Genomic DNA, 19,947 nt, shown 5'->3' on the forward strand with positions numbered 1-19,947 from the left:
TTATCAGAAAATCTACCCACGTTCATAATCAATTTAGGAACAAAACTACCCATATATTTATATTTTCAGGCTTTAAATGAGATACAGTTGGAAAAAGCTGAGAAAAAATTTGTTAAGATTATATAAATTTTTGGCTTTTCTAAACAGGTTACGTTGCTCAGACAGAAATACATGCTCACTGCTCATTCAGTGCCCCTATGCAGAGTGAGTTATAAACTTCTCTTAAACTTGAAAGCATATAAGCTGTTATAAAACATTATTAATAACATCTTCTAGTAATGCTTTGAGGGTATTTAATGATAAAGATTTTGACACTATCGAACAAAGCAACATAACCTTTTAATAGGAAAAACTCGTTTTCAATTCCACATTTGTGAAAGTAATATGTGCAGGCATAGTGACAATAGAGGGGGAAGTTTTACTCCCCCATAAAAAAGAATGTCCTGATAGAGTTAATATTCTGTGTAATATCATCTGCCGTGTGTCTAAGCTTTTTAGTAAGAAATTTGTATTCTTTTACACTAACTGCGGAAAACGCAAAAGCACTACACATTAGATTACCCAAATAGGAATACTAGGAATATCTCAATCCCCACTGCTATTCTGAAAAACTCCTGCAAGACGACTAGATGACAACAGTTGCTTAGTCGCTAGCCACATGAAGGGTGGAATTGTGGTTGCATAGCGCCCCCAAAGTCGACGTGGTTCTTGAATCCATCGATACAGCCATTCAAGCCCTAAGTCTCGAATCATGCGGGGTGCTCGCTTGTGGATTCCTGCGTAAACTGGAAAAACTCCCCCTAATCCAAGCATTACAGCCTGAATTTTACCTTTATGCTGAGCCATCCAATTTTCTTGTTTTGGACATCCTAGGGATACCAATACAACACCAGCACCACTATAATTAATTTTCTTAATCAGAGCTTCGTCTTCAGTTTCTGTCAGAGGACGAAAAGGTAGAGGTTCCATTGCTGCAATTTTCAGCTGAGGAAATTCCCTCTCTAATCTTTTTCGCATTCTAGAAAGAATTTCGGTTTGAGAACCTACAAAGAAAACACTGAGATTTTGGGTTTGAGCTAGCTGACACAATGCTAGAAAAATATCCATCCCTGCGACACGATCTTGGTAACGCGCTCCCATTTTTCGCATCATCCACACCAGAGGCATACCATCAGGAGTAACTAGGTCTGCATTTCTTAGTACACTCGCAAATTCTGGATTAGAGTGAGCCTCCATAAGCATGTGCACATTGGCTACACATACAGTTTTACTCTCACGGGTACTCGCCCACTTCAATATTGTTTGTATCTGGTCGTCAAAACGTAAGGCAGTAATAGGAAAATCAAGCACCTTTTTTGTAGGTAGAAACACTCTTCCCACCATAAATAACTCCTTGTGTCCAAGAAAAGAATCTATAGATTACCCATACCATTCCGAATATAGAAAAAGTCAGCTTAGATGGTTTCTGACTTTTGTAGACTTGTATCATAATCGGAAGTTAACACATGGAGATGCAGTTACTTTGGCAGTAGATTTTTTGCTTCTCCGGTAATAGTATAATTATTTGTCACTGTATCGTACTTTACTGCTTTAACCAAGGGATTTCAGACACGGATTGACAAAATTCATACTTACTTCATAATTATTTTTAAGTTAGTTCATGCAAGCATTACAATTACCATAAATTACTATAGATGTATATTTTCGTAGAGTTATATCTACTACGTAAAAATAATCACTTTGCTTGGTAAAATCCTAGAAAGACAATCAGCTAATCTACCGATTTTGATACGTAAGTATGTGCTTAAGCAGTTTGATTTAAATTATTTTTTTCAAAAATTTAGATAATGTACTTTTTGTCTCTTGCTAAATTTATTAAAGATTTAAATCTATACTATAAAATTTATAAATATTATTTTCTTATAAAAATAAAGCTAAAAAAGAGGGGGAAGATAAATTTATCTTCCCCCTTTTTGTATTCTTTATATCGTTTTCAGGTTTATTACCTTCTTTGAGTTTTTGGCGTAGCATTTGCCTTTGCTTTTTGAGTTGCCGTTTTCTGGCAGAACCGCCTCTACCTTTATCATTCCTACCTTCTTTGCGGGGAGACTCCCATCTTTTCAGTCGCATAATCTTTGCGTTTTCTTAGATAGTTAGCGTTTGTTGTTGATAGTTATTTTAACTTAGAAATAAATATTTCCATGAAAATTACATTGATAATATTCCAGGAAGATATTGTGTATGTACTCTCGAAGTATAACACGATCGCAGTCACTTATTCTTAAGAGCAATAATATATATCCTAGATAAGATATTGATTCTTCTTTAGTTATATGAGCGCTAATACGAAAGCGTATTTTAACCTTAAACCCTTTTTAATAAGGCTTAAACAATGGGCAGGAGGAGAATCGAACTCCTATGACCGCAAGGCCGCCACATTTTGAGTGTGGTGCGTCTACCAGTTTCGCCACCCGCCCTTAATACTCAACTTTATTATTATAGCCTATTTAGTGATTTTGCAAAAAAAATGTTCTTTATTCTAGAAATCTTGCTGGATAATAGTTTTTAAATTAATTTAAAAACTATACCAGTCTGCTTAATTGCACTTTTAACAAGCATTTTCCAATTCTGGGTACTGGGCGATACCTGCGGCAAGCTCTCCGGGTGATGCTCGTTCTGACGCTTGAGTACTTGCTGAAGCAGGGCTATCACAATTGCCTGGGTTGTGCCTTACTTACTACCTTAGAGGTATTTACTTCTGCCTGCTTATACGAAGCCAAAGATAGTATTTTGTATAGTATTTGCCTTGGTTCCCGTAGTTTACGAAACACAGTGTAGTTTACCCTTACTCAAAAGCCAAACTAGGCCTTGATTTTGTAGGAAACTATCTCTAAGATCTTCTCTTTGCTCAGAATCACAAGCAATCACAACTTGGTATTAGCTTAGAGATTGATTGAATCTTAAGAGACTAGAGTCTATATCCTGTAGTTTGGCACAGCCACTCAGTGCCATTGCCACGTTTAACTCATCTTGTAACAGCGAGATGACGTGAGATACACCGACTTGTCCTGCTACCGCCAACCCCCACAAAACAGGTCGCCCGATTAGTACTGCTTTTGCTCCTAATGCTAGAGCTTTGAGAATGTCTGTGCCCCGACGGATACCTCCATCCAATAGTACTTCTGCTTTACCATCCGCTGCTGCTACTATTTCAGCTAGAACATCTAAAGATGCGATCGCACCATCAAGTTGTCTACCACCATGATTAGAAACAATAATTGCTCTAGCTCCAGACTCCACAGCACGCACAGCATCATCACCTCGTAAAATTCCTTTGAGTATTAAAGGTAAGGGAGATATGGACTGCAACCATTCCAAGTCGCGCCAAGTTACCGCTGGGTTAAGCTGTTGAGCAAAGTAGGTAAATAACCCAGATTCCCCTGTTTCATGAGAAATATCTAGCCCTGAAATAGTTGCGAGATTAGCTAGATGCAAATTTGGTGGTAAGGCAAACTCGTTACGCTGATCTCGCTCTCGTTGTCCAAGCACAGGAGCATCTACCGTCAGACAAAGTGCTTTGTAACCTGCGGCGTAAGCTCTTTCTACTAAAGCACGAGTCAATCCTCGATCTTTGTGAATATAAAGCTGAAACCACTGCAAGGTATTTTGTTTGTTACCTACAGCGGCCACTTCTTCCATACTTTTTGTCGCCATTGTACTCAACACCATGCCCACACCTGCTGATGCTGCGGCTATTGCTGTTGCAACTTCCCCATCTGGATGAGCCAGACATTGAAAAGCCATCGGTGCAATCAACAGAGGTAGTTGCAAAGGTTGTCCTAAAATTGAGGTACTCAGATTGCGATCGCTAACATCAACTAACGTCCGAGGTCGCAACTTGACTCGTTCAAACGCAGCACGATTATCACGCAACGTGATTTCGTCCCAAGCGCCACTGCTGTAGTAATCAAGTGTCATCTGAGATAGATGCTCTTTTGCTAGTTTTTCATACTCGAAAAGGTTAATGGGTTGAAAGCGAGAGTCGTTTGATACAACTGTCATGATGGCGGTTGTGGGTTAGGCAATGGGGTGGTTTTTTATCTGACCAGAGTTATGATAAATTGCTTTGGAGCGGTGCGATCGCACTAGAATCTGATAAAAATCTGGGCGTTGCTAAATTTGGATATGAAATTTAAAAATTCAGTATTCTAAACTCTTACTCTCTGCATGAGGTAAATTCATATTCTCAACAGCAACGCCAAAGAAGTTTACTCTTAACTCTTGATCTTCTCCTATGGCTCTGGATAGGTGCAATTACAAACCCACTAATTCCCTAGATTCAAAATCAGTAAGTTGTTGAGCGATCGCTAATCTCGCTTCTAATTTAGCTACACTAAACTGGTTACGCAGATATTCCAAATGGGCAATCGCATTTGCTTTTTCAGCACTTAATCGAATCAAGGTGTCCATTGCCTTCTGATATTCCTGATTCACAAGTAGAACTTCAAAGCGGCGGGCCTTGCGTTGAGCATCGTTTTTCATATCGATATCAAAGGCAGCGGCACGATCCGCATTACCCTCAAATCGGTTAATCTGGTGCTGCACTGCCATCAACTGAGAGTCTATTTCATTAGCCCGTTGAGCAGCTTGGGCGATCGCAGCTGGATAATGACTCAGTTGCATCATCAAATAATTTTCCTCTGAGAACATAGATTAATAAAGCAGGATAACAAGAGAACAAGTAAGAATTATCACTTGTCTACTGCTAGTTCATTCGTGTTTAGCAGTTAAATGAGGGTTGAGAATGTAGTGCTTAAGTATAAAACTAACCCTTGAATCCATTATCGAAAAGGCTGTCACAGAGCGGTTTTACACTTAATCAACTTTTGTGGATGCTATATACCTATTATAGTATAAATGTACTGCAAACAGCAGAAAAGGTGCTCTCTGAGCCAGAAAAAACGGACGCACACAAATCAGAAGATGTGTAGTAGGCGATCGCCATTTACCAAAAATTTATAGTAACTTTACCCAATTAGGTAAATGTAAAGTAAAAATAAACTCTCAAGAAATTTTTTACATCAAGCTAGTATGTGTATAGAATAGTTTGTGAATGCTTTTACTAAGCATAAGTAAATTTTTTGAATCATCTGTAAAATTAGTCAGCACTTTACCTTTGGCTTTGAGAATTCAAAGTGTGAATTGGGTGGTAGCAAAACTCCATCCCAATATTGGTTACTTACCTTAACAATTGCTGTAACTAATTTTTCATACACCTTAATGAAGCGCTGTTTTCAGTAGCTTAATTATTCATGATGTTTGACAAAACACACTCCTGAGTACTAAGCGATCGCTAGAAAAATGCTTCAGACTCGAACCGCCACAAGTGCAAGTTTTTGGCGGAATACCTCTGCGAAAAAATAGGAGTCACATCATCAATGGCAATATTCGGCGTTACTAACACTAACGATAGTGGTACTGGTTCACTGCGGCAGGCAATTTCGTCAGCCAATGCTCTCACGGGCAAAGACTTCATCAATTTTGATGGGGTGTTTGCTGATCACATCGCTGATACCATTACCCTTGGTGGTAGCAGTCTTCAAATTACAGACGATCTGAGTATTGAAGGAACGGGTGCTTCTTTGCTCACTGTGAGTGGTAACAATAAAAGCCGTGTTTTTGAGATTAGCAGCGGTGTTACTGTCGATCTTGTTGGACTGACTATTGCTAATGGCTATAATGCGCTTTTGGATTCAGGGTCTTTTGATATAGGTGGTGGTGGCATTCTTAATGCTGGCACTCTAACTGTAAGCAACAGCACGATCAGCGGCAACTCAGTAGAGTATCAAGGTGGTGGTATCTATAGTTCTGGTACTCTCACTATAAGAAATAGCAATATTACTAACAATGTATCAGGAGGATATGCAGGCGGTGGCGGCATCTTCAATACTGGTAATTTAACGGTAAACGACAGCATTATCAACGACAACAACGGAGGTTATGATCGTTATGGCGATGGTAGTGGTGGCATCTACAACTCTGGCAACGCAACAGTAACTAATAGCACTATTAGCAATAACTCTGCCAGGTTCGGCGGTGGGATTTACAATTCGTTTGGTACTTTGACAATAAACAACAGCACCATCAGTGGCAATAGTTCAGAATTTGCAAGCGGCATCTTCAATATTGCTACCGCAACCGTTACCAACAGCACTATCAGCGACAATTATGCAGATGGTACTGGTGGCTGTATTTCCAATGGTGGTACTTTGACTTTAATCAACAGCACCATGAGCAATAACTCAGCAATTTTCGGCGGCGGCATCCTTAACAACGATACCTTGACTATAATCAACAGCACTATTAGCAGTAATGCTGGTGGTGGTATCTACAATGATGAGACTGGTACTGCGATCGTGAGCAACAGTACTATCAGCAGCAACTCTGGCCGTGGCATCTATAATGCTGGTACTGTAACGGTGCTCAACAGCACCATAACGCTTAACAAAGTTTCCAATTACGACTACCCCGATGGGCAAAGCGCTGGTGGTGGTATATACAACTCTAGCTCTGGCTCTGCCACAGTGAAAAACAGCATTATTGCTGGTAACGTCAAAATTATGGATGACAATGAGCAAACTACCTCTGATTCTGATGTAGTGGGTAACTTCATCAGCAACGGCTTTAACCTTATTGGTAGCCTCAACGGCAGCACAGGCTTTAAGCCTAGCGAACAGCTAAATGTTGCCATCACAGAGGTTTTAGATACCACGTTGCGAGACAATGGTGGTTTAGTCAAAACTCACGCCCTCATCACAGGTAGCCCCGCCATCAATGGTGGTAAAACCGCAGACGTGCCTGCCGATACCATAGATTTGGATAGTGACAGCAATACCACTGAAAAAATACCCTTTGATCAGCGCGGTTCTGGCTTTGCTCGCATCTCTGGCGGTAGAGTAGACATCGGTGCGTTTGAGGCAGTAGTAAATATAATCAATGGCACACCTTGGCGCAACATTCTCAAGGGTACTGCTGCCAATGACATTATTACTGGCTACCAAGGAAGAGATATCCTTACGGGTGGGAAAGGTGCAGACTCGTTTGTTTATACAAGTATCCGAGATTTAGGAGATACGATCGCTGACTTTGAAGTTAATACAGATAAGATTGTTCTGAGGCAACTTTTCCGAAGTTTCGGTTTAGGCAACCTGAACTCTGCAAGTGCAATTTCCGGGGGCTACTTGCGTTTTGAAACTCAGGGAAACGATACTATCGTCTTGTTTGACCCAGATGGTTCAGCTGGTCGGAATCGTGCTGTCAATTTGATAACCGTTAGCAAAATATCTGCTACTGATATGAACAGCGCCAATAATTTTGCAGTCTAATACCTGTTTAGACAAAGTTGCGTTAGTTGTAATAGTAGAAAAGGAAGTCAGGAGTCAGAATATACTTTCTTTTTACTGACTCTTGGCTCTCCTATTTCAATATTTTTGAACCTAAATTCTGCACTGTACCTCAAGCGACTTCCCGCAGTTGTGACGACATACTCATTTCTGGAAATGAAAGCGAGAGTTGTTCGGCTTGAGGAACCGCAGCTTGTTCCAACACCGTTACTTCTATATTTACACTTACCAAATAACTGCCTGTATCAGCATCAACCGCTTCGGCTATTAATTTGGCAATCTCTGGGCGTTTGGCAGTTAACGGATCACGTAAAATACACCGATCCCATTCGTGCTTAGCAGTCGGATTGAGGTTGAGAATGTAATGCTTGATCATAGGACTAACCCGTGAATCCATCTTCCAGGAGGTTGTCACAGAGCCGTTTTGCATTTTACCAGGCTTTGTGAATGCTATATCTATTATAGTACATTTGTATTAATATGTGGAAAGAGTGATATCTGAGCTAGAAAATAGGGGGATATAGGGCTGAATCTCCTAGGGTGAGTTACGGCTGAAAGTAACTCACCTTAGATTTATGAATTACAGATTAAGAAATCCGTATTCTTAATCAGCTTTACCATTCGCCTGAGAGTTTAGCAACTGAGGATCATTCACCCAAATCGCTTGTTGAGGTACAGGGATGGAAATACCTGCTTGGTCGAAGGCGACTTTTAAGCGCCGGCGATACTCCCGTGCTACATCCCATTGTTTGAGTGGCTGTGTTTTAATCCATACACGTATCATCAGACCGCGATCGCCAAAAAGATCTATTCCCAGAACTTGCGGCGTTTCAATAATTTGACGTTGCCATTGCGGATCTCGATCCATCTCCAAGGCTATATGTTCAATCAACTTCAAAGCCTCGTTAACGTCAGCCTCATAGGCAACCGGGACAGTTAAATCCGCTCTTGACCAACGACTAGAAAGATTCGCAACAACTTTAATTTCACTATTGGGAATTGTAATCAACCGCCCTTCGGAATCTCGAACCTGAGTCATCCGCAAATTTAGATTTTCGACTAACCCTCCCACATTTCCTACAGCAATCACATCTCCTAAAGCGTACTGGTCTTCCAGGATGATCAAGAAGCCGTTAATTGCATCTTTAATCAAGTTTTGTGAAGCTAGAGACACCGCAACACCGACTAAACTAGCACCAGCTAGCAAGGGAACGATATCTATACCTAACGAAACCAAAGCTAGTAAAATACCAACTCCTACGCAGATAGCAGTAGCAATACTTTTAGTCACACCAGAAAATGTAGAAACTCGTAGTTGTAGCCGTTCAGAACTTTCTGGAGTTAGAAAAGCACCACTGCTGATTAGAGTTGAGGAGAAGCGGTCAATGAGAGCATAACTTAAACGAATAGCTACATAAGTTACCAGCGCCACAACAGCTAATCTTAAAGGAAATTGAGCGGCGTTGAGAATTCCTACTTGAAAGGCTCGTGTGTAGGGAAATAGACCTAAGATGATAAAACTTCCACCGCCCCAAATTCCTGCTTGAGTTAGCTGAAACAATCGTTTTTTGGCTTCTTGAAGATGCTGCTTTTGTTGATGATTTAGTTGTGTTGTAATTGGTTTAGCGGTTGGTGAAGTTGAAGGGCTAGGCTGTAATAAATCTTTTCTTAAAGAACGACGCTGCCAGCCATATACCCCTAAACTCATGACAATCATCGCCACTCCAGTAGCCGCAGCAATTTTACCTTGGTCAATGAGAAACTGTGTTTGTCGCTCTTGTTTTGCGCGTTGCAAGTCTTCTCGCAAAGCTTCGGCGATTTGGTTTGCTGATGTTGAGATATCTAACTGTCGCAGTCCAGCATCTTCGGAAGTGACGGTCATCAGATATTGGTCGTTGACATAAATTACTGGCAATTTGTTTGCTTCTCGAACCTCTACCTTGACTGTTTTTGCAGGTGACTGAAAGTAATTTTGGCTAATTGTCTCCAACTTCTTTTGGATATCTTCCAAACGCTCAGGAAAATTGGTTCTTGAAGCCGCTATTTGAAACAACTGGCGACCATCTAAATAAACCCAGCCAGAAACAGTTCTGTTATTTGAATCATTACTCACACTACTGGGAGTTTGCAGTTGCGGCAAAAAGGGAATTTGGGCTGTAGCTTTGGGCACAGACCCACCTGCTATAACCGTTGAACTGGCGATCGCTATTATCAGTCCCTTACTCAAATGACCTTTGGGTTGCATACCCTTTTTAGAGCCTCGTACAGTCTGCATGATGGTTCGGATACCGAGGCATTGCCCTGAAAATACCTGTTCTGCCTCCAGAGGAGTAAAGGCAACCTTATCTTTGACAAAGTTTGGTAATGGAACCTGCTTTGTGGTTGCCAAAAATTGAAAGCGCACTCAAACACCTCCTTAAAGAAGAATCTACTGTTAAGTTCTATGACCATCCTCCTCAATAAATTTGAGTACATGTACCTATCTAAAGTTCAGTATTTCCTTTCGGGTGATGAAATTTTGATGTTTTTTAATTATTTCCTACCTTTAGACAGATGTTACTGTACTTAGATACTTTGAGTAATAGCCAGAGCAGTCCTTGATAATACTCTCACCAAAGATAAAACAAAAAGAAAAAACCTAGGGATGAAGTTGACATTAAGCTGATCAAACGTCAAGCTAGTGCTGAGGACTATTGACTGGCAGCTTGGTAATAACAAGCAAAAATAGCTGGTCGTAGAACAGTCAGTAAGGTACGTAAAATACTTACGTAACTTTTTTTACTTTTTTGAGGTAATTTTTAATGACCGCAACTTCTCCCCGATTAAAGCACGAGGTTAAAGACCTCGCCCTAGCTCCCTTGGGAAGACAGCGCATTGAATGGGCTGGACGCGAGATGCCAGTCTTACGACAAATCCGTGATCGCTTTGCCCAAGAAAAACCGTTTGCTGGGCTTCGGCTTGTAGCTTGTGCCCATGTGACAACAGAAACAGCACATTTAGCAATCGCTCTCAAAGCTGGTGGTGCAGACGCACTTTTAATTGCCAGCAATCCCCTGTCAACTCAAGATGACGTAGCCGCGAGCCTCGTCCTTGATCATGAAATTCCCGTCTTTGCCCAAAAAGGTGAAGATAACGCAACTTATAACCGCCACGTCCAAATTGCTCTAGATCACCGCCCCAATATCATTATTGATGATGGAAGCGATGTAGTTGCCACCTTGATCCAAGAACGCCAACACCAAATTGCCGATCTAATTGGCACTACTGAAGAAACCACAACAGGAATTGTGCGGCTACGCGCCATGTTCAGAGATGGCGTTCTCACCTTCCCCGCAGTGAATGTCAACGATGCTGATACCAAGCACTTCTTTGATAATCGCTATGGTACTGGGCAATCAACCCTAGATGGCATTATCCGCGCTACAAATATTCTGCTGGCTGGTAAAAACATTGTCGTTGCTGGTTATGGCTGGTGCGGTAAAGGTACTGCACTCCGGGCCAGAGGTCTTGGGGCTAACGTAATTGTCACCGAAATCGACCCCATCAAAGCAATTGAAGCCGTAATGGATGGTTTCCGCGTTCTACCAATGGCCGAAGCTGCTCCTCTAGGTGATTTATTTATCACAGTCACCGGTAATAAGCACGTCATTCGCGCTGAGCATTTCGAGGTCATGAAAGACGGCGCGATCGTTTGTAACTCTGGTCACTTTGACATTGAACTTGACCTGAAATATTTAGCTTCTCAAGCGAAGGAAGTCAAGCAAGTACGTCCCTTTACTGAAGAATATAAACTGCCTAATGGCAAATCAGTCATCGTTCTGGGTGAAGGGCGCTTGATTAACCTTGCTGCTGCGGAAGGACATCCCAGTGCGGTGATGGATATGAGTTTTGCCAATCAGGCTTTGGCTTGCGAATATTTGGTGAAGAACAAGGGTAAGCTAGAACCCGGTTTGCACTCGATTCCAACTGAGGTAGATCAAGAAATTGCTCGGCTGAAGTTACAGGCAATTGGAATTAGTATCGATACCCTAACACCAGATCAAATTGAATACACCAATTCTTGGACTACTGGAACTTGAGCTAATCCTAGAATTTGCTCATAGCTCCAAAGGTAAGACTTAAGCCAAAACTTCATGTTTTGAACTTTTTTCTGTGGGATAGGCACTTTGCTTATCCCACTTTCTATGTATTAAATTAAAACTTTCTCCATTCCTGAGATAATAATTAAAATAAAATTTGTCAAGTATTTTTTAGCCTTATTTGCGAAAAGCAGACAGCTTAAACTGTAGCAAAAGTGTTAGCCAAAATGATTCAAGCTGAGAGACGATGAGCGAAATTAGCCCCCGTCGAATTGTCATTGGGGACGTACATGGTCATTATGAGGGTCTGATGACATTGTTGGAGGCGATCGCCCCCACGTCAGATGATCAGATCTATTTTCTGGGAGACTTAATTGATCGCGGCCCTCATAGTTCACAAGTAGTGAATTTTGTCAAGCAAAATAACTACCCATGTTTGCTGGGGAATCATGAGCAGATGTTATTAAGCATTCTGACTAACAAAAGCGTCTCCTCCCCAACAATGCAAGCATGGCTGTATAGTGGAGGGCAGGCGACCGTAGCCAGTTATGACAAAGCAACAATCCCTGACGAGCATTTGGATTGGTTTAAGGCTTTGCCTACATATCTTGACTTGGGTGATTTTTGGTTAACTCATGCAGGTGTTGACCCTTCCAAGTCGGTAGCAGAACAAACCGCCGATCAACTTTGCTGGATACGAGACGACTTTCACAGTATTCAAAAGCCTTACTTCCCGGATAAGCAGATTATTATTGGTCACACCATTACCTTTACTTTACCAGGCGTTACTCCTGGTAAACTAGCACAAGGACAAGGATGGCTAGACATAGATACTGGCGCTTATCATCCACGCAGTGGTTGGTTAACTGGACTCGATGTTACAAATCACCTGGTTTATCAAGTTAACGTTTATAAACACCATCTCCGCACCCTGCCTTTGAAAGAAGCAGTAATCACGGTTGATCCAGCCCAAATCAAAGCTGAACGCCGCAAAAAGCAAGGTGCATGATATGGGATGGGAAGATGGAAAGAATTCTTGAGTGTTGAGTTTTGAATCTGCACAGAGTGCTACTAAGATCGCGCTAATGCGCGAATATTAGCTTTATAAGCCGCATTATTCAAGCCATAATTCCCATTGCTGCGTTGAGAGTTAATGGCACGCCTAAGGGAATCAATGCGATCGCTGGTTGCGGGGTGTGTACTTAAAAATGTCGGAACCGAACCTTTTGTCAGCAGTTTTTGCATAAAGGAAACCATTGCAGATTGGGCATAACCACTGCGTGTCAAAGTTCTTAATCCTCTTTTATCGGCATCGAACTCATCTTGACGACTGCGCGGACGGTTTAGTGCTAAGTCTACGCCAATACCCACAGCTGCGTTACGATTTAATCCCGCAGCTGTTGCGACACCACTAGCGATCGCTTTTTGTCGCATCTGATTAACCAGGTGTTTTCCGCCAATATGACCAATTTCATGGGCGATGACACTTGCCAGTTCTGCTTCGTTATCTGCGGCTTTGAGTAAACCAGTGTGAACATATACATAACCTCCTAACGTGGCAAAGGCATTAATGGCATCATCCTCAACTACCTGGAAGGTATAAGGGAGATTGGGGCGATCGCTATTAGCTGCTAAACGCCGACCAATTTGTTCGACATAGCGATTAATTTCAGGATTGCGGTAAAGTCTAAGACTGCCTACTATTTCCTGATTAATCTGCTTACCAAGATCAGCTTCCTGACGTGCAGATATATTGGAAAGCTGAAGTACCTGAACTCCCTGGAATAGAAGCGGAAATAAGTCTATGGCTCTACCAGGCAAGGGTGTACTCAAGCATAGACTGAGGGCGACTACCACTGAAATTAAAGGATATAACCAGCGACGCCGCCACAAACGGTAATTTGCCAAAAAGCCTTTCCAGTTGATCATAATCCGGCCTGAAGATAATCTTGGGAAAATATAAAAAGAGAGACAAATTATAAGACGGATTTAGAGCATTCTAAGTTGCATTTTAAACCCAATACCAAAGATGCGTAATGGTGAGGGGGTCGCAGTCTTGAACACCACTTGCTAAAAAAGCAGGAACGTCTTGTCGTTAGATATAGCGTTCCAAGGAGTAGTCATCGTGAAAACCCCTTATTTTTTTGTTTTAAAGATGGGTAAGCCTTTGTTTCGCAAAGACTGGGGTCTGGGGTACACTTTGGCATGGTCTATTTTACGACCTTTAAGGCACAGTTCCCTTGACTCCGAATTTTCAACAGACGTGATAAACTGTCGCATAACCGCAACGCCCAGTCGTGAGTATTACCAAGTAGGGAATATTGCCGTTACCCTTAAAAACCTTGCTGCCACAATCAATTACTTTGCTTATAGGGAAAACTTGTTATGGCTATATTAGATTCCAAAGGACGCTTATTCGGTAAAATCAACCTCCTTGATTTAGGTGCTGCGTTGGTAATTCTGCTAGTTATATTTGGCATCTTTTTCTTTCCCGGTACTTCCGGTTCTGTTGCCCAAGTTGGTACAAAGACAGTACCTATCGAAGTAGACTTAGTAGTTCGGGGTTTGAATGTGCGCGACCCTGAACAATTATTCAACAACGGATTAAAAAAAGGTGGGAAAACTAATGTGATTATCCGCAATCAACCTTATGGTCAGATTGAGATTAAATCAATTCAACAGTTACCCAGAACAGTAAATGTTTTCCAACCCGATGGTTCTGTTAAAGAATTACCAGATCCAAAAAGCAACAATTTTAGTACCGATTTACTTTTGACTTTAGATGGCAAAGCCCAAGTTACTGAAAGCGGCCCAGTGCTAGGTAATAGTAAAGTTAAAATCGGTATGCCATTTGAATTGGAAGGCTTCAACTACAGCTTTAATGCCACTGTCATTGATGTTAGATTAGACAAATAACATTCTCACTTTTGTTGATAATATTTTACCCATTGTCTCCCCCTTCAGGAGGCAATTTTTTATTGCGATCACTGATTTTCGTCAGTAGTCAGTTGTAACTAAAAACTGACTACTGACAAATCACTAATTAAGCAAAGGTAAAAATTGGCGGATTAATCCAATTGTCACTGCTGGCAATTCTAACTGGGGCGTTAAACCCACATCTTCTAATTGTTGAAAAAATCGAATTGCTTGAGGATTCATTTCAGCAAGGCGGCGACCAATTGAAGGGCCTGTAAATTCCGACTTCCGTCCCCAAATAATGGCGGTGGGAGTTGTTAATTGTTGAATGTAAAGGGATAAATCAAAACACAAGTCGCCACGTACAAAAGACAGCGCCGCATACTCAGCATTAGGCTGCTGGGCAGATTGTAAATAAGCCTCTACAATTTCCTCGTATATTCGATTAGGCTGGGCGAATTGTCGTTGCTCTAAGAAACTGCGAATACCACCGCTAGTGGCAACTCCAGTGCTGTACAGCAAGCGATCAAGAACGGGAAGTCCGACTAACTGAGCAAAAAAGCTCCGGGTATAATCTTCACCAAAGTCAGAAAGTCCAGCTGGAGTAGTGAGAACTAAGGACTTGAATAAGTCAGGACGAGCGATCGCAACTCGAATTGTAAACGCTGCGGTCAGAGAAGAAGCGATCGTTGTTACTGGGCCTGTACAAGTCTGCTCGAAAAACTCACGAATCGTCGTTAAATAATCCTCAATCTTGTAATTTCGTGGTGGATGCTCAGATCTACCCCAACCAATCAAATCTGGTGCAATAATTCGATATTCAGCAGCAAAAGCGGGATAAACTTTCGACCACTCATAAGCAGAAGACCCACCACCAAAACCGTGGAGAAACACCAAAGTTTCTCGGTCATCTTGTGCAGTCACATTGTCCTGCCAAGGTGAGCTTGCAGCAGTATAATACACCATTCTACCTAGTGAGGTATTTATGGAGCGTTGCTCAAATCCTAGTGGCTGAAACATAAGTACTTTTAGTTACTGCGGTAATTATTTACTATAGGTGATACAAGTATCACCTCAGAATACTTGCTTGTTGAGTTTAAACTCCCCACTCATTAGTTATTATCGGCTAAACTATCGCTCTATAACTTCTTACCACCGTCGGATTAAGTAGATGTAAAATCGCTGGATTACTTGTAAAGATTTAGCGATTTTTTTTTACAACAAACAATAAATTTACGTTGTGAATACTATGTTACAAGGTTTTATGCTGGTAGCCGCTATTACTAAAGAGTAAATAGCCCATGAGTTTTTTATGGTACTCTATCTATCAGAAACCTCACAGTTAGTTTTGAACATCAGTAATAGTCAAAATACCAGTCTTAAGAAGTTATTAATTCTATTTCTCCATGTAGAAAGAATAGCTTTTGATGTAATTACTAATTTGATGATTCTCTAAGTAGTGGTAAGGCTGGGTGTCATGGTAAAACAGGCTACTCTTCAATTTAATAAAGTGCCAACAGTTGGAGATGCTAAATTTGCGCTTGGCAACTGTAATATGCAAGACAAAGTTACAACTTCAGCTTGGCGAGGCCCAGTCAAGCAAGCTGTTGAGACTACTAATGCAGCTGAACCTACTTGTATATATTTAAACTTGGAAGATTTGAAATGTTTTGAAGCAGTCGAGCGCCAGTATGAACATTGGGGAGTCATTTTTCACAATTCTATAGCAATACAGCCATCAAATTCAGCGTTTCCGACTCATTCGGGTCTGACAGTCTTAATGGGAGCGCCCAAGAGCGGATTTTTAGAAGCCACTTTCTTGCGTCCAGTTAACTGGGTTAGTGCCTTTGTCACTAGTTCGCAACGGCTGGTGCTTTCTGCCTATGATCGCGATCGGCAACTGCTTGCCCAAGCTGTGCTACCAGGAGCTAATCTGGCTAATACTGACTCGGCGATACCCCCCAATACTTTATTATCTGTAACAGCGAACAACATCTACAGTGTTACCTTTTGTGCTTTTGATGGTCAATTTACCCTTGATGACTTTAATTTTTGTTTTTAACTAAAAACTCAGTGACAAAATTTCTCTTACTCGCCTTAGTCCAGGTATTCTTGTAGAGTATTATTGATTGTCAATTACATACCTGTGTATTAGGAAAATATTGAAGTATGAAGTATTAAATTTCAGCCTAGCCTTTGGGAACACTTACCCTACAAGAACTACGCCGAATACCCTTCATCTTTTAGCCTTTCCTAATTTCTGGTAAAGCTTATACATGAAATAATCTTGTAATCAAGTAGGTAAACACTGTGACACAGGCTTCGTCTTTTTGGCGGCAATTGATCAACCAGATCCCCAACTGGTCGCTTCCAGAGTTTAAGACGGGAAAAGGAGCCACAAAGCAGCGAACTATCAAGCGTTTCTCTCAACCTGGAAGCGTTCTTGGGTTCCTGTCAATCTTCATTGCTATGCTGTTATGGAACTGGAAACTGCTGTTGGCGCTCTTAATCGGCGTTGGGGTAATGCTATTCGTTTACTCGATGCAGGGGTGGAACTGGCAATTACGCTGGCTCGAAATTCGTAGATTTTTAAATGGTTCAAACCGTCGATTAGCCTTAGCTGTCGGTAGTGGTGGACTGGCTACTGTCAGTACTTACATGGCAGCTGCAATCTGGGTTGACTCTCACAGTCCTTGGATTGCCGCTGTAGCTATTGTGCAAGGTGTAGGGACGCTGTTAACTTTATTTTTGTTGGCATGGCAAATCGTCAGTCTTCATGGAAGTCAAGAAGAAGACTACCTTGAGCAGTTGTTGATTAACTTAACGGAAACAGACCCCTTGAAGCGTCTGATTGCCCTGCGTCAACTAACCAAATTTATCACCCGTAAGCAAGTTGATGCTTCGTCACAGCAAAATGTTGTCGAATGTTTGCAACTCCTACTCAGACAAGAGAAGGAAACAGTAATTCGAGAGGCAGCTTTTGAGAGTTTGCAAGCCCTAGATAGCTTGCAATCTCTACCATCTAGTACAGCCGTTCCGCTACGCAAAGTCCAAAGCACCGAAGTTCTGTGTCTCTTTCAGAGAGGCTGCGCCAACGCCGGAAGTCGGCGCTCAGACTTCTCTCAAAAGTCCACAGTTTTTAACCCTTGACCCTTGACTCTTAACTATTTTCGTGACAGTCGTCCATTGCGAACTTGCACTACTGGATGATTGCAACGCCGCACTAATTGTTCATCGTGGGTGGTGACAATTACTGTGGCTCCAAAAGAATTTAGCTTTTGGAGAATTTGTATTACTTGCCAGGAATTGTCTGGATCGAGATTTCCGGTTGGCTCATCGGCTAAAAGCAACGGCGGTGTTCCGACGATCGCCCGCGCAATACTGACTCGCTGTTGCTCTCCTCCAGACAGTTGATCTGGGAAACAGTCAGCTTTAGTCAGTAAACCCACCAGTTTCAAAGTTGGTTCTAAACGTCGTTGAATTTCCTTGCGAGTATATCCTTGAGCTTGCAGCACAAAAGTCACATTTTCCGCTACTGTGCGTTGGGTAATCAGTTTGTAGTCTTGAAATACAATACCAATACGTCGCCGCAATGATGACAAGCGATCGCCTCGTAAACCCACTACATTGCATTCATCAACGATTACTTGTCCCTGCGTTGGTAACTCTTGGCCATACAGCAGTTTCAACAGAGTTGATTTACCAGAACCACTTGGCCCTGTAATAAATAGAAATTCTCCCTTTTTGACTTCCAGGTTTACATCTAACAAGGCATGACAGCCGTTGATATAGGTCTTTGTTACAGAGAGCAATTGCACCTTTGCAGTAGTGCTATCAGTGTGTTGTTGAGTTTCACTGCCCTCTTGATGAACAGATTTAGTTTTTCCTGGAGTTGTTAATGCTGGCATTTTTAAATATTCCTCATACCCACAATCAAACAGCTTGAGGGCTTAGATTTAAACTCCCCAAAATAAGGATTCCCAGGGGAAACCTGGGAAGCTCAAATCTAACAACGAAAATTTAAATTTTTGTGAAGACCTCAGTACTACTATCCGTTGCCTTTAATGTCTCTTGCTTGCAACTGCTGACGAATTGCCACTTGAATTTTGGCATCAAAATCAGGATCATCTGCCGTTGTAATGACTTGGCGTGGGCGATCGCTTAATCTATCTAAATCATGAACGTATAGCAGTTGCTTTGTCCCTTTTAATTACGAATTATTTGGTCAGCACTATTGCTAACCAATTGCCCCCCTTGCAGTCAAGCGATAAATAAAGGCTTTGATAGCAAACGCCGGCAATGCTAGCATCCGCCGCCAGCGCCAAGGTTCTTGATAAAGCCGATACAACCATTCCAAATTGTTGTTTCCTAACCAAGCAGGAGCACGAGTTTTGGTTCCCGACCAAATATCAAAACTGCCACCAACACCAATCCATATTGCTTGGGGGCACAAATGCCGATTTTTGGCAATCCACAACTCTTGGCGTGGCACTCCCAAGCCGACAAAAATTACTTGTGGCTGCAATTGAGTGAGAGTTTGTCGCAATTGTGCTTCCTCTTCTGAGGAATGGTAGCCTGAATGAGTACCTGCTATGCTCAAATCTGAAATTTGCTGCTGCCAAAACTCTGCTGCGCTTGCAGCCACTCCAGGCGCTCCTCCATAAAAAAAGACTTTTGTCTTTGTTGTCTGTTGTCCAAGTTCTTGTAACAGTTTTTCTGCTAATTCAATCCCTGGAAAACGTTGCACTTTTTGCCATAATAGCCACCGTAAATACAAAACAACCCCTGCTCCATCTGGAATCACTAGCTCGGCATTTTGAATGATCTGAGCTAGTGATTTATTCCGCTCTGCCTGCATGGTCATTTCTGCATTGAGCGTTACAACATGAGCTCCTCTGCCTGCGTGCAGGCATTCTAGCAACCAGCCTGGATAGTTAGTCATCACATGAACTGGTATCCCCAACACCGAAAACGCTTTAGGCGGTTTAGACATAGCCTACTTTTTGATTAGCATCACACCAGATTCTCTCGAACGTTAGTTTATCAAATTTTTTTATATATTGTAGATTGTAATTTTAGTAACAGATAATTGAGCATTATTTTAGTGTATAATATGTAATTTATCTGCAATTAAGTGATTTAACTGGCAGGGATAAAACCAGATAAAGTTTTTTGATAGAGAAGGATTGTCTAATTTTCCAGAAATAAAACTTACTTTAGGTGAAGATTTTTGGGAAATGTCTGAGAACGCGATTTTATTCTGTATATTCTTAGCGATCGCATTATTCTCACAAACATAACTTTGCCTTATCCAAGCTAGTATACTCTTCTTAGCAAAGGAGGTGAATCAACAGCAAGCCTCCATAAGAGAAGCACCTATGCAACCAGTCCCTTAGAGGGTGTATGTAAAGGTTGCAGCATACTTCATTAGCTCCGCAAATATTAAGTATGGCTTGTATCTTGCTATTTGAGGAAGTAACATCTGCGACATTATCAGCCATTGTACTAATTGGTCTTGGGTGCTTCTACCTTGGGTGAACCAACCCTGA

17 protein-coding genes and 1 tRNA gene are annotated in these 19,947 nt (G+C 41.6%); 7 read left to right on the forward strand and 11 right to left on the reverse strand.

Annotation, left to right across the window (positions count from 1 at the left end):
• Positions 1 to 585: 585 nt before the first annotated feature.
• The 5 genes from FNW02_RS12235 to FNW02_RS12255 all read right to left on the reverse strand — a co-directional run bounded on the left by FNW02_RS12235 (position 586) and on the right by FNW02_RS12255 (position 4,686).
• A complete protein-coding gene (locus tag FNW02_RS12235; RefSeq protein WP_191757822.1) occupies positions 586 to 1,383 on the reverse strand; it encodes a WecB/TagA/CpsF family glycosyltransferase in 798 nt (265 codons plus the stop codon).
• Between the two features lie 537 nt (positions 1,384 to 1,920).
• Entirely contained in the window at positions 1,921 to 2,130 is a 210-nt protein-coding gene (locus tag FNW02_RS12240; protein WP_191757823.1) for a hypothetical protein, read from the reverse strand.
• Positions 2,131 to 2,393: 263 nt separating this feature from the next.
• Positions 2,394 to 2,477: transfer RNA gene (locus tag FNW02_RS12245), tRNA-Leu, on the reverse strand.
• A 460-nt stretch (positions 2,478 to 2,937) separates the two neighbouring features.
• A complete protein-coding gene (locus FNW02_RS12250; protein WP_191757824.1) occupies positions 2,938 to 4,062 on the reverse strand; it encodes an alpha-hydroxy acid oxidase in 1,125 nt (374 codons plus the stop codon).
• 252 nt (positions 4,063 to 4,314) lie between these two features.
• Complete coding sequence (locus FNW02_RS12255) at positions 4,315 to 4,686, reverse strand: hypothetical protein (protein ID WP_162397989.1); 372 nt, start codon at positions 4,684 to 4,686, stop codon at positions 4,315 to 4,317.
• A gap of 752 nt (positions 4,687 to 5,438) precedes the next feature.
• On the opposite strand from FNW02_RS12255, the gene FNW02_RS12260 reads away from it, so the two are divergent.
• Entirely contained in the window at positions 5,439 to 7,385 is a 1,947-nt protein-coding gene (locus FNW02_RS12260; RefSeq protein WP_191757825.1) for a right-handed parallel beta-helix repeat-containing protein, read from the forward strand.
• Between the two features lie 130 nt (positions 7,386 to 7,515).
• On the opposite strand, the gene FNW02_RS12265 is transcribed toward FNW02_RS12260, so the two are convergent.
• Both FNW02_RS12265 and FNW02_RS12270 read right to left on the reverse strand, forming a co-directional pair.
• A complete protein-coding gene (locus tag FNW02_RS12265) occupies positions 7,516 to 7,779 on the reverse strand; it encodes a hypothetical protein (RefSeq protein ID WP_191757915.1) in 264 nt (87 codons plus the stop codon).
• 228 nt (positions 7,780 to 8,007) lie between these two features.
• Positions 8,008 to 9,648, reverse strand: coding sequence for a mechanosensitive ion channel family protein (locus FNW02_RS12270; protein ID WP_191757916.1), 1,641 nt, complete (start codon positions 9,646 to 9,648; stop codon positions 8,008 to 8,010).
• Positions 9,649 to 10,204: 556 nt separating this feature from the next.
• Between FNW02_RS12270 and ahcY the strand changes: the two genes are divergently transcribed.
• Both ahcY and FNW02_RS12280 read left to right on the forward strand, forming a co-directional pair.
• The gene (gene ahcY, locus FNW02_RS12275; RefSeq protein ID WP_191757826.1) at positions 10,205 to 11,482 is read left to right on the forward strand and encodes an adenosylhomocysteinase; all 1,278 of its coding nucleotides are present in this window, start codon (positions 10,205 to 10,207) and stop codon (positions 11,480 to 11,482) included.
• Between the two features lie 247 nt (positions 11,483 to 11,729).
• Positions 11,730 to 12,491 carry a metallophosphoesterase family protein gene (locus tag FNW02_RS12280; RefSeq protein ID WP_191757827.1) on the forward strand — a complete coding sequence of 254 codons (762 nt, stop codon included), beginning with the start codon at positions 11,730 to 11,732 and terminating at the stop codon, positions 12,489 to 12,491.
• Between the two features lie 62 nt (positions 12,492 to 12,553).
• Here FNW02_RS12280 and FNW02_RS12285 read toward each other — a convergent pair whose 3' ends face one another.
• A complete protein-coding gene (locus FNW02_RS12285) occupies positions 12,554 to 13,411 on the reverse strand; it encodes a M48 family metallopeptidase (protein WP_191757828.1) in 858 nt (285 codons plus the stop codon).
• A gap of 196 nt (positions 13,412 to 13,607) precedes the next feature.
• Between FNW02_RS12285 and FNW02_RS12290 the strand changes: the two genes are divergently transcribed.
• Positions 13,608 to 13,880, forward strand: coding sequence for a hypothetical protein (locus tag FNW02_RS12290; RefSeq protein WP_191757829.1), 273 nt, complete (start codon positions 13,608 to 13,610; stop codon positions 13,878 to 13,880).
• The gene (locus tag FNW02_RS12295; protein WP_191757830.1) at positions 13,868 to 14,398 is read left to right on the forward strand and encodes a DUF4330 domain-containing protein; all 531 of its coding nucleotides are present in this window, start codon (positions 13,868 to 13,870) and stop codon (positions 14,396 to 14,398) included. The genes FNW02_RS12290 and FNW02_RS12295 overlap by 13 nt, the downstream gene beginning before the upstream one ends.
• A 123-nt stretch (positions 14,399 to 14,521) precedes the next feature.
• On the opposite strand, the gene FNW02_RS12300 is transcribed toward FNW02_RS12295, so the two are convergent.
• Positions 14,522 to 15,418 carry an alpha/beta fold hydrolase gene (locus FNW02_RS12300; protein WP_191757831.1) on the reverse strand — a complete coding sequence of 299 codons (897 nt, stop codon included), beginning with the start codon at positions 15,416 to 15,418 and terminating at the stop codon, positions 14,522 to 14,524.
• A 457-nt stretch (positions 15,419 to 15,875) separates the two neighbouring features.
• Between FNW02_RS12300 and FNW02_RS12305 the strand changes: the two genes are divergently transcribed.
• Both FNW02_RS12305 and FNW02_RS12310 read left to right on the forward strand, forming a co-directional pair.
• Positions 15,876 to 16,460 (forward strand): hypothetical protein, encoded by a 585-nt coding sequence (locus FNW02_RS12305; RefSeq protein WP_191757832.1) that lies wholly within the window; start codon positions 15,876 to 15,878, stop codon positions 16,458 to 16,460.
• A 248-nt stretch (positions 16,461 to 16,708) separates the two neighbouring features.
• The gene (locus FNW02_RS12310; RefSeq protein ID WP_348535393.1) at positions 16,709 to 17,548 is read left to right on the forward strand and encodes an armadillo-type fold-containing protein; all 840 of its coding nucleotides are present in this window, start codon (positions 16,709 to 16,711) and stop codon (positions 17,546 to 17,548) included.
• Positions 17,549 to 17,562: 14 nt separating this feature from the next.
• Here the strand turns inward: FNW02_RS12310 and ftsE are convergent, their stop codons facing one another.
• Together ftsE and FNW02_RS12320 are read right to left on the reverse strand one after the other, a co-directional pair.
• Positions 17,563 to 18,306 (reverse strand): cell division ATP-binding protein FtsE, encoded by a 744-nt coding sequence (ftsE, locus tag FNW02_RS12315; RefSeq protein WP_191757833.1) that lies wholly within the window; start codon positions 18,304 to 18,306, stop codon positions 17,563 to 17,565.
• Positions 18,307 to 18,635: 329 nt separating this feature from the next.
• Positions 18,636 to 19,391, reverse strand: coding sequence for a WecB/TagA/CpsF family glycosyltransferase (locus FNW02_RS12320; RefSeq protein WP_191757834.1), 756 nt, complete (start codon positions 19,389 to 19,391; stop codon positions 18,636 to 18,638).
• Positions 19,392 to 19,947 lie beyond the last annotated feature (556 nt).

Source organism: Komarekiella delphini-convector SJRDD-AB1, assembly GCF_014831675.1.
GTDB lineage: Bacteria > Cyanobacteriota > Cyanobacteriia > Cyanobacteriales > Nostocaceae > Komarekiella.

Coding starts and splice junctions, on each gene's coding strand:
- FNW02_RS12270 (WP_191757916.1), bottom strand. CDS start 9,648: ATGCAACCCAAAGGTCATTTGAGTAAGGGACTGATAATAGCGATCGCC.
- FNW02_RS12280 (WP_191757827.1), top strand. CDS start 11,730: ATGAGCGAAATTAGCCCCCGTCGAATTGTCATTGGGGACGTACATGGT.
- ftsE (WP_191757833.1), bottom strand. CDS start 18,306: ATGCCAGCATTAACAACTCCAGGAAAAACTAAATCTGTTCATCAAGAG.
- FNW02_RS12285 (WP_191757828.1), bottom strand. CDS start 13,411: ATGATCAACTGGAAAGGCTTTTTGGCAAATTACCGTTTGTGGCGGCGT.
- FNW02_RS12265 (WP_191757915.1), bottom strand. CDS start 7,779: ATGATCAAGCATTACATTCTCAACCTCAATCCGACTGCTAAGCACGAA.
- FNW02_RS12255 (WP_162397989.1), bottom strand. CDS start 4,686: ATGATGCAACTGAGTCATTATCCAGCTGCGATCGCCCAAGCTGCTCAA.
- ahcY (WP_191757826.1), top strand. CDS start 10,205: ATGACCGCAACTTCTCCCCGATTAAAGCACGAGGTTAAAGACCTCGCC.
- FNW02_RS12250 (WP_191757824.1), bottom strand. CDS start 4,062: ATGACAGTTGTATCAAACGACTCTCGCTTTCAACCCATTAACCTTTTC.
- FNW02_RS12305 (WP_191757832.1), top strand. CDS start 15,876: ATGGTAAAACAGGCTACTCTTCAATTTAATAAAGTGCCAACAGTTGGA.
- FNW02_RS12235 (WP_191757822.1), bottom strand. CDS start 1,383: ATGGTGGGAAGAGTGTTTCTACCTACAAAAAAGGTGCTTGATTTTCCT.
- FNW02_RS12300 (WP_191757831.1), bottom strand. CDS start 15,418: ATGTTTCAGCCACTAGGATTTGAGCAACGCTCCATAAATACCTCACTA.
- FNW02_RS12320 (WP_191757834.1), bottom strand. CDS start 19,391: ATGTCTAAACCGCCTAAAGCGTTTTCGGTGTTGGGGATACCAGTTCAT.
- FNW02_RS12295 (WP_191757830.1), top strand. CDS start 13,868: ATGGCTATATTAGATTCCAAAGGACGCTTATTCGGTAAAATCAACCTC.
- FNW02_RS12260 (WP_191757825.1), top strand. CDS start 5,439: ATGGCAATATTCGGCGTTACTAACACTAACGATAGTGGTACTGGTTCA.
- FNW02_RS12240 (WP_191757823.1), bottom strand. CDS start 2,130: ATGCGACTGAAAAGATGGGAGTCTCCCCGCAAAGAAGGTAGGAATGAT.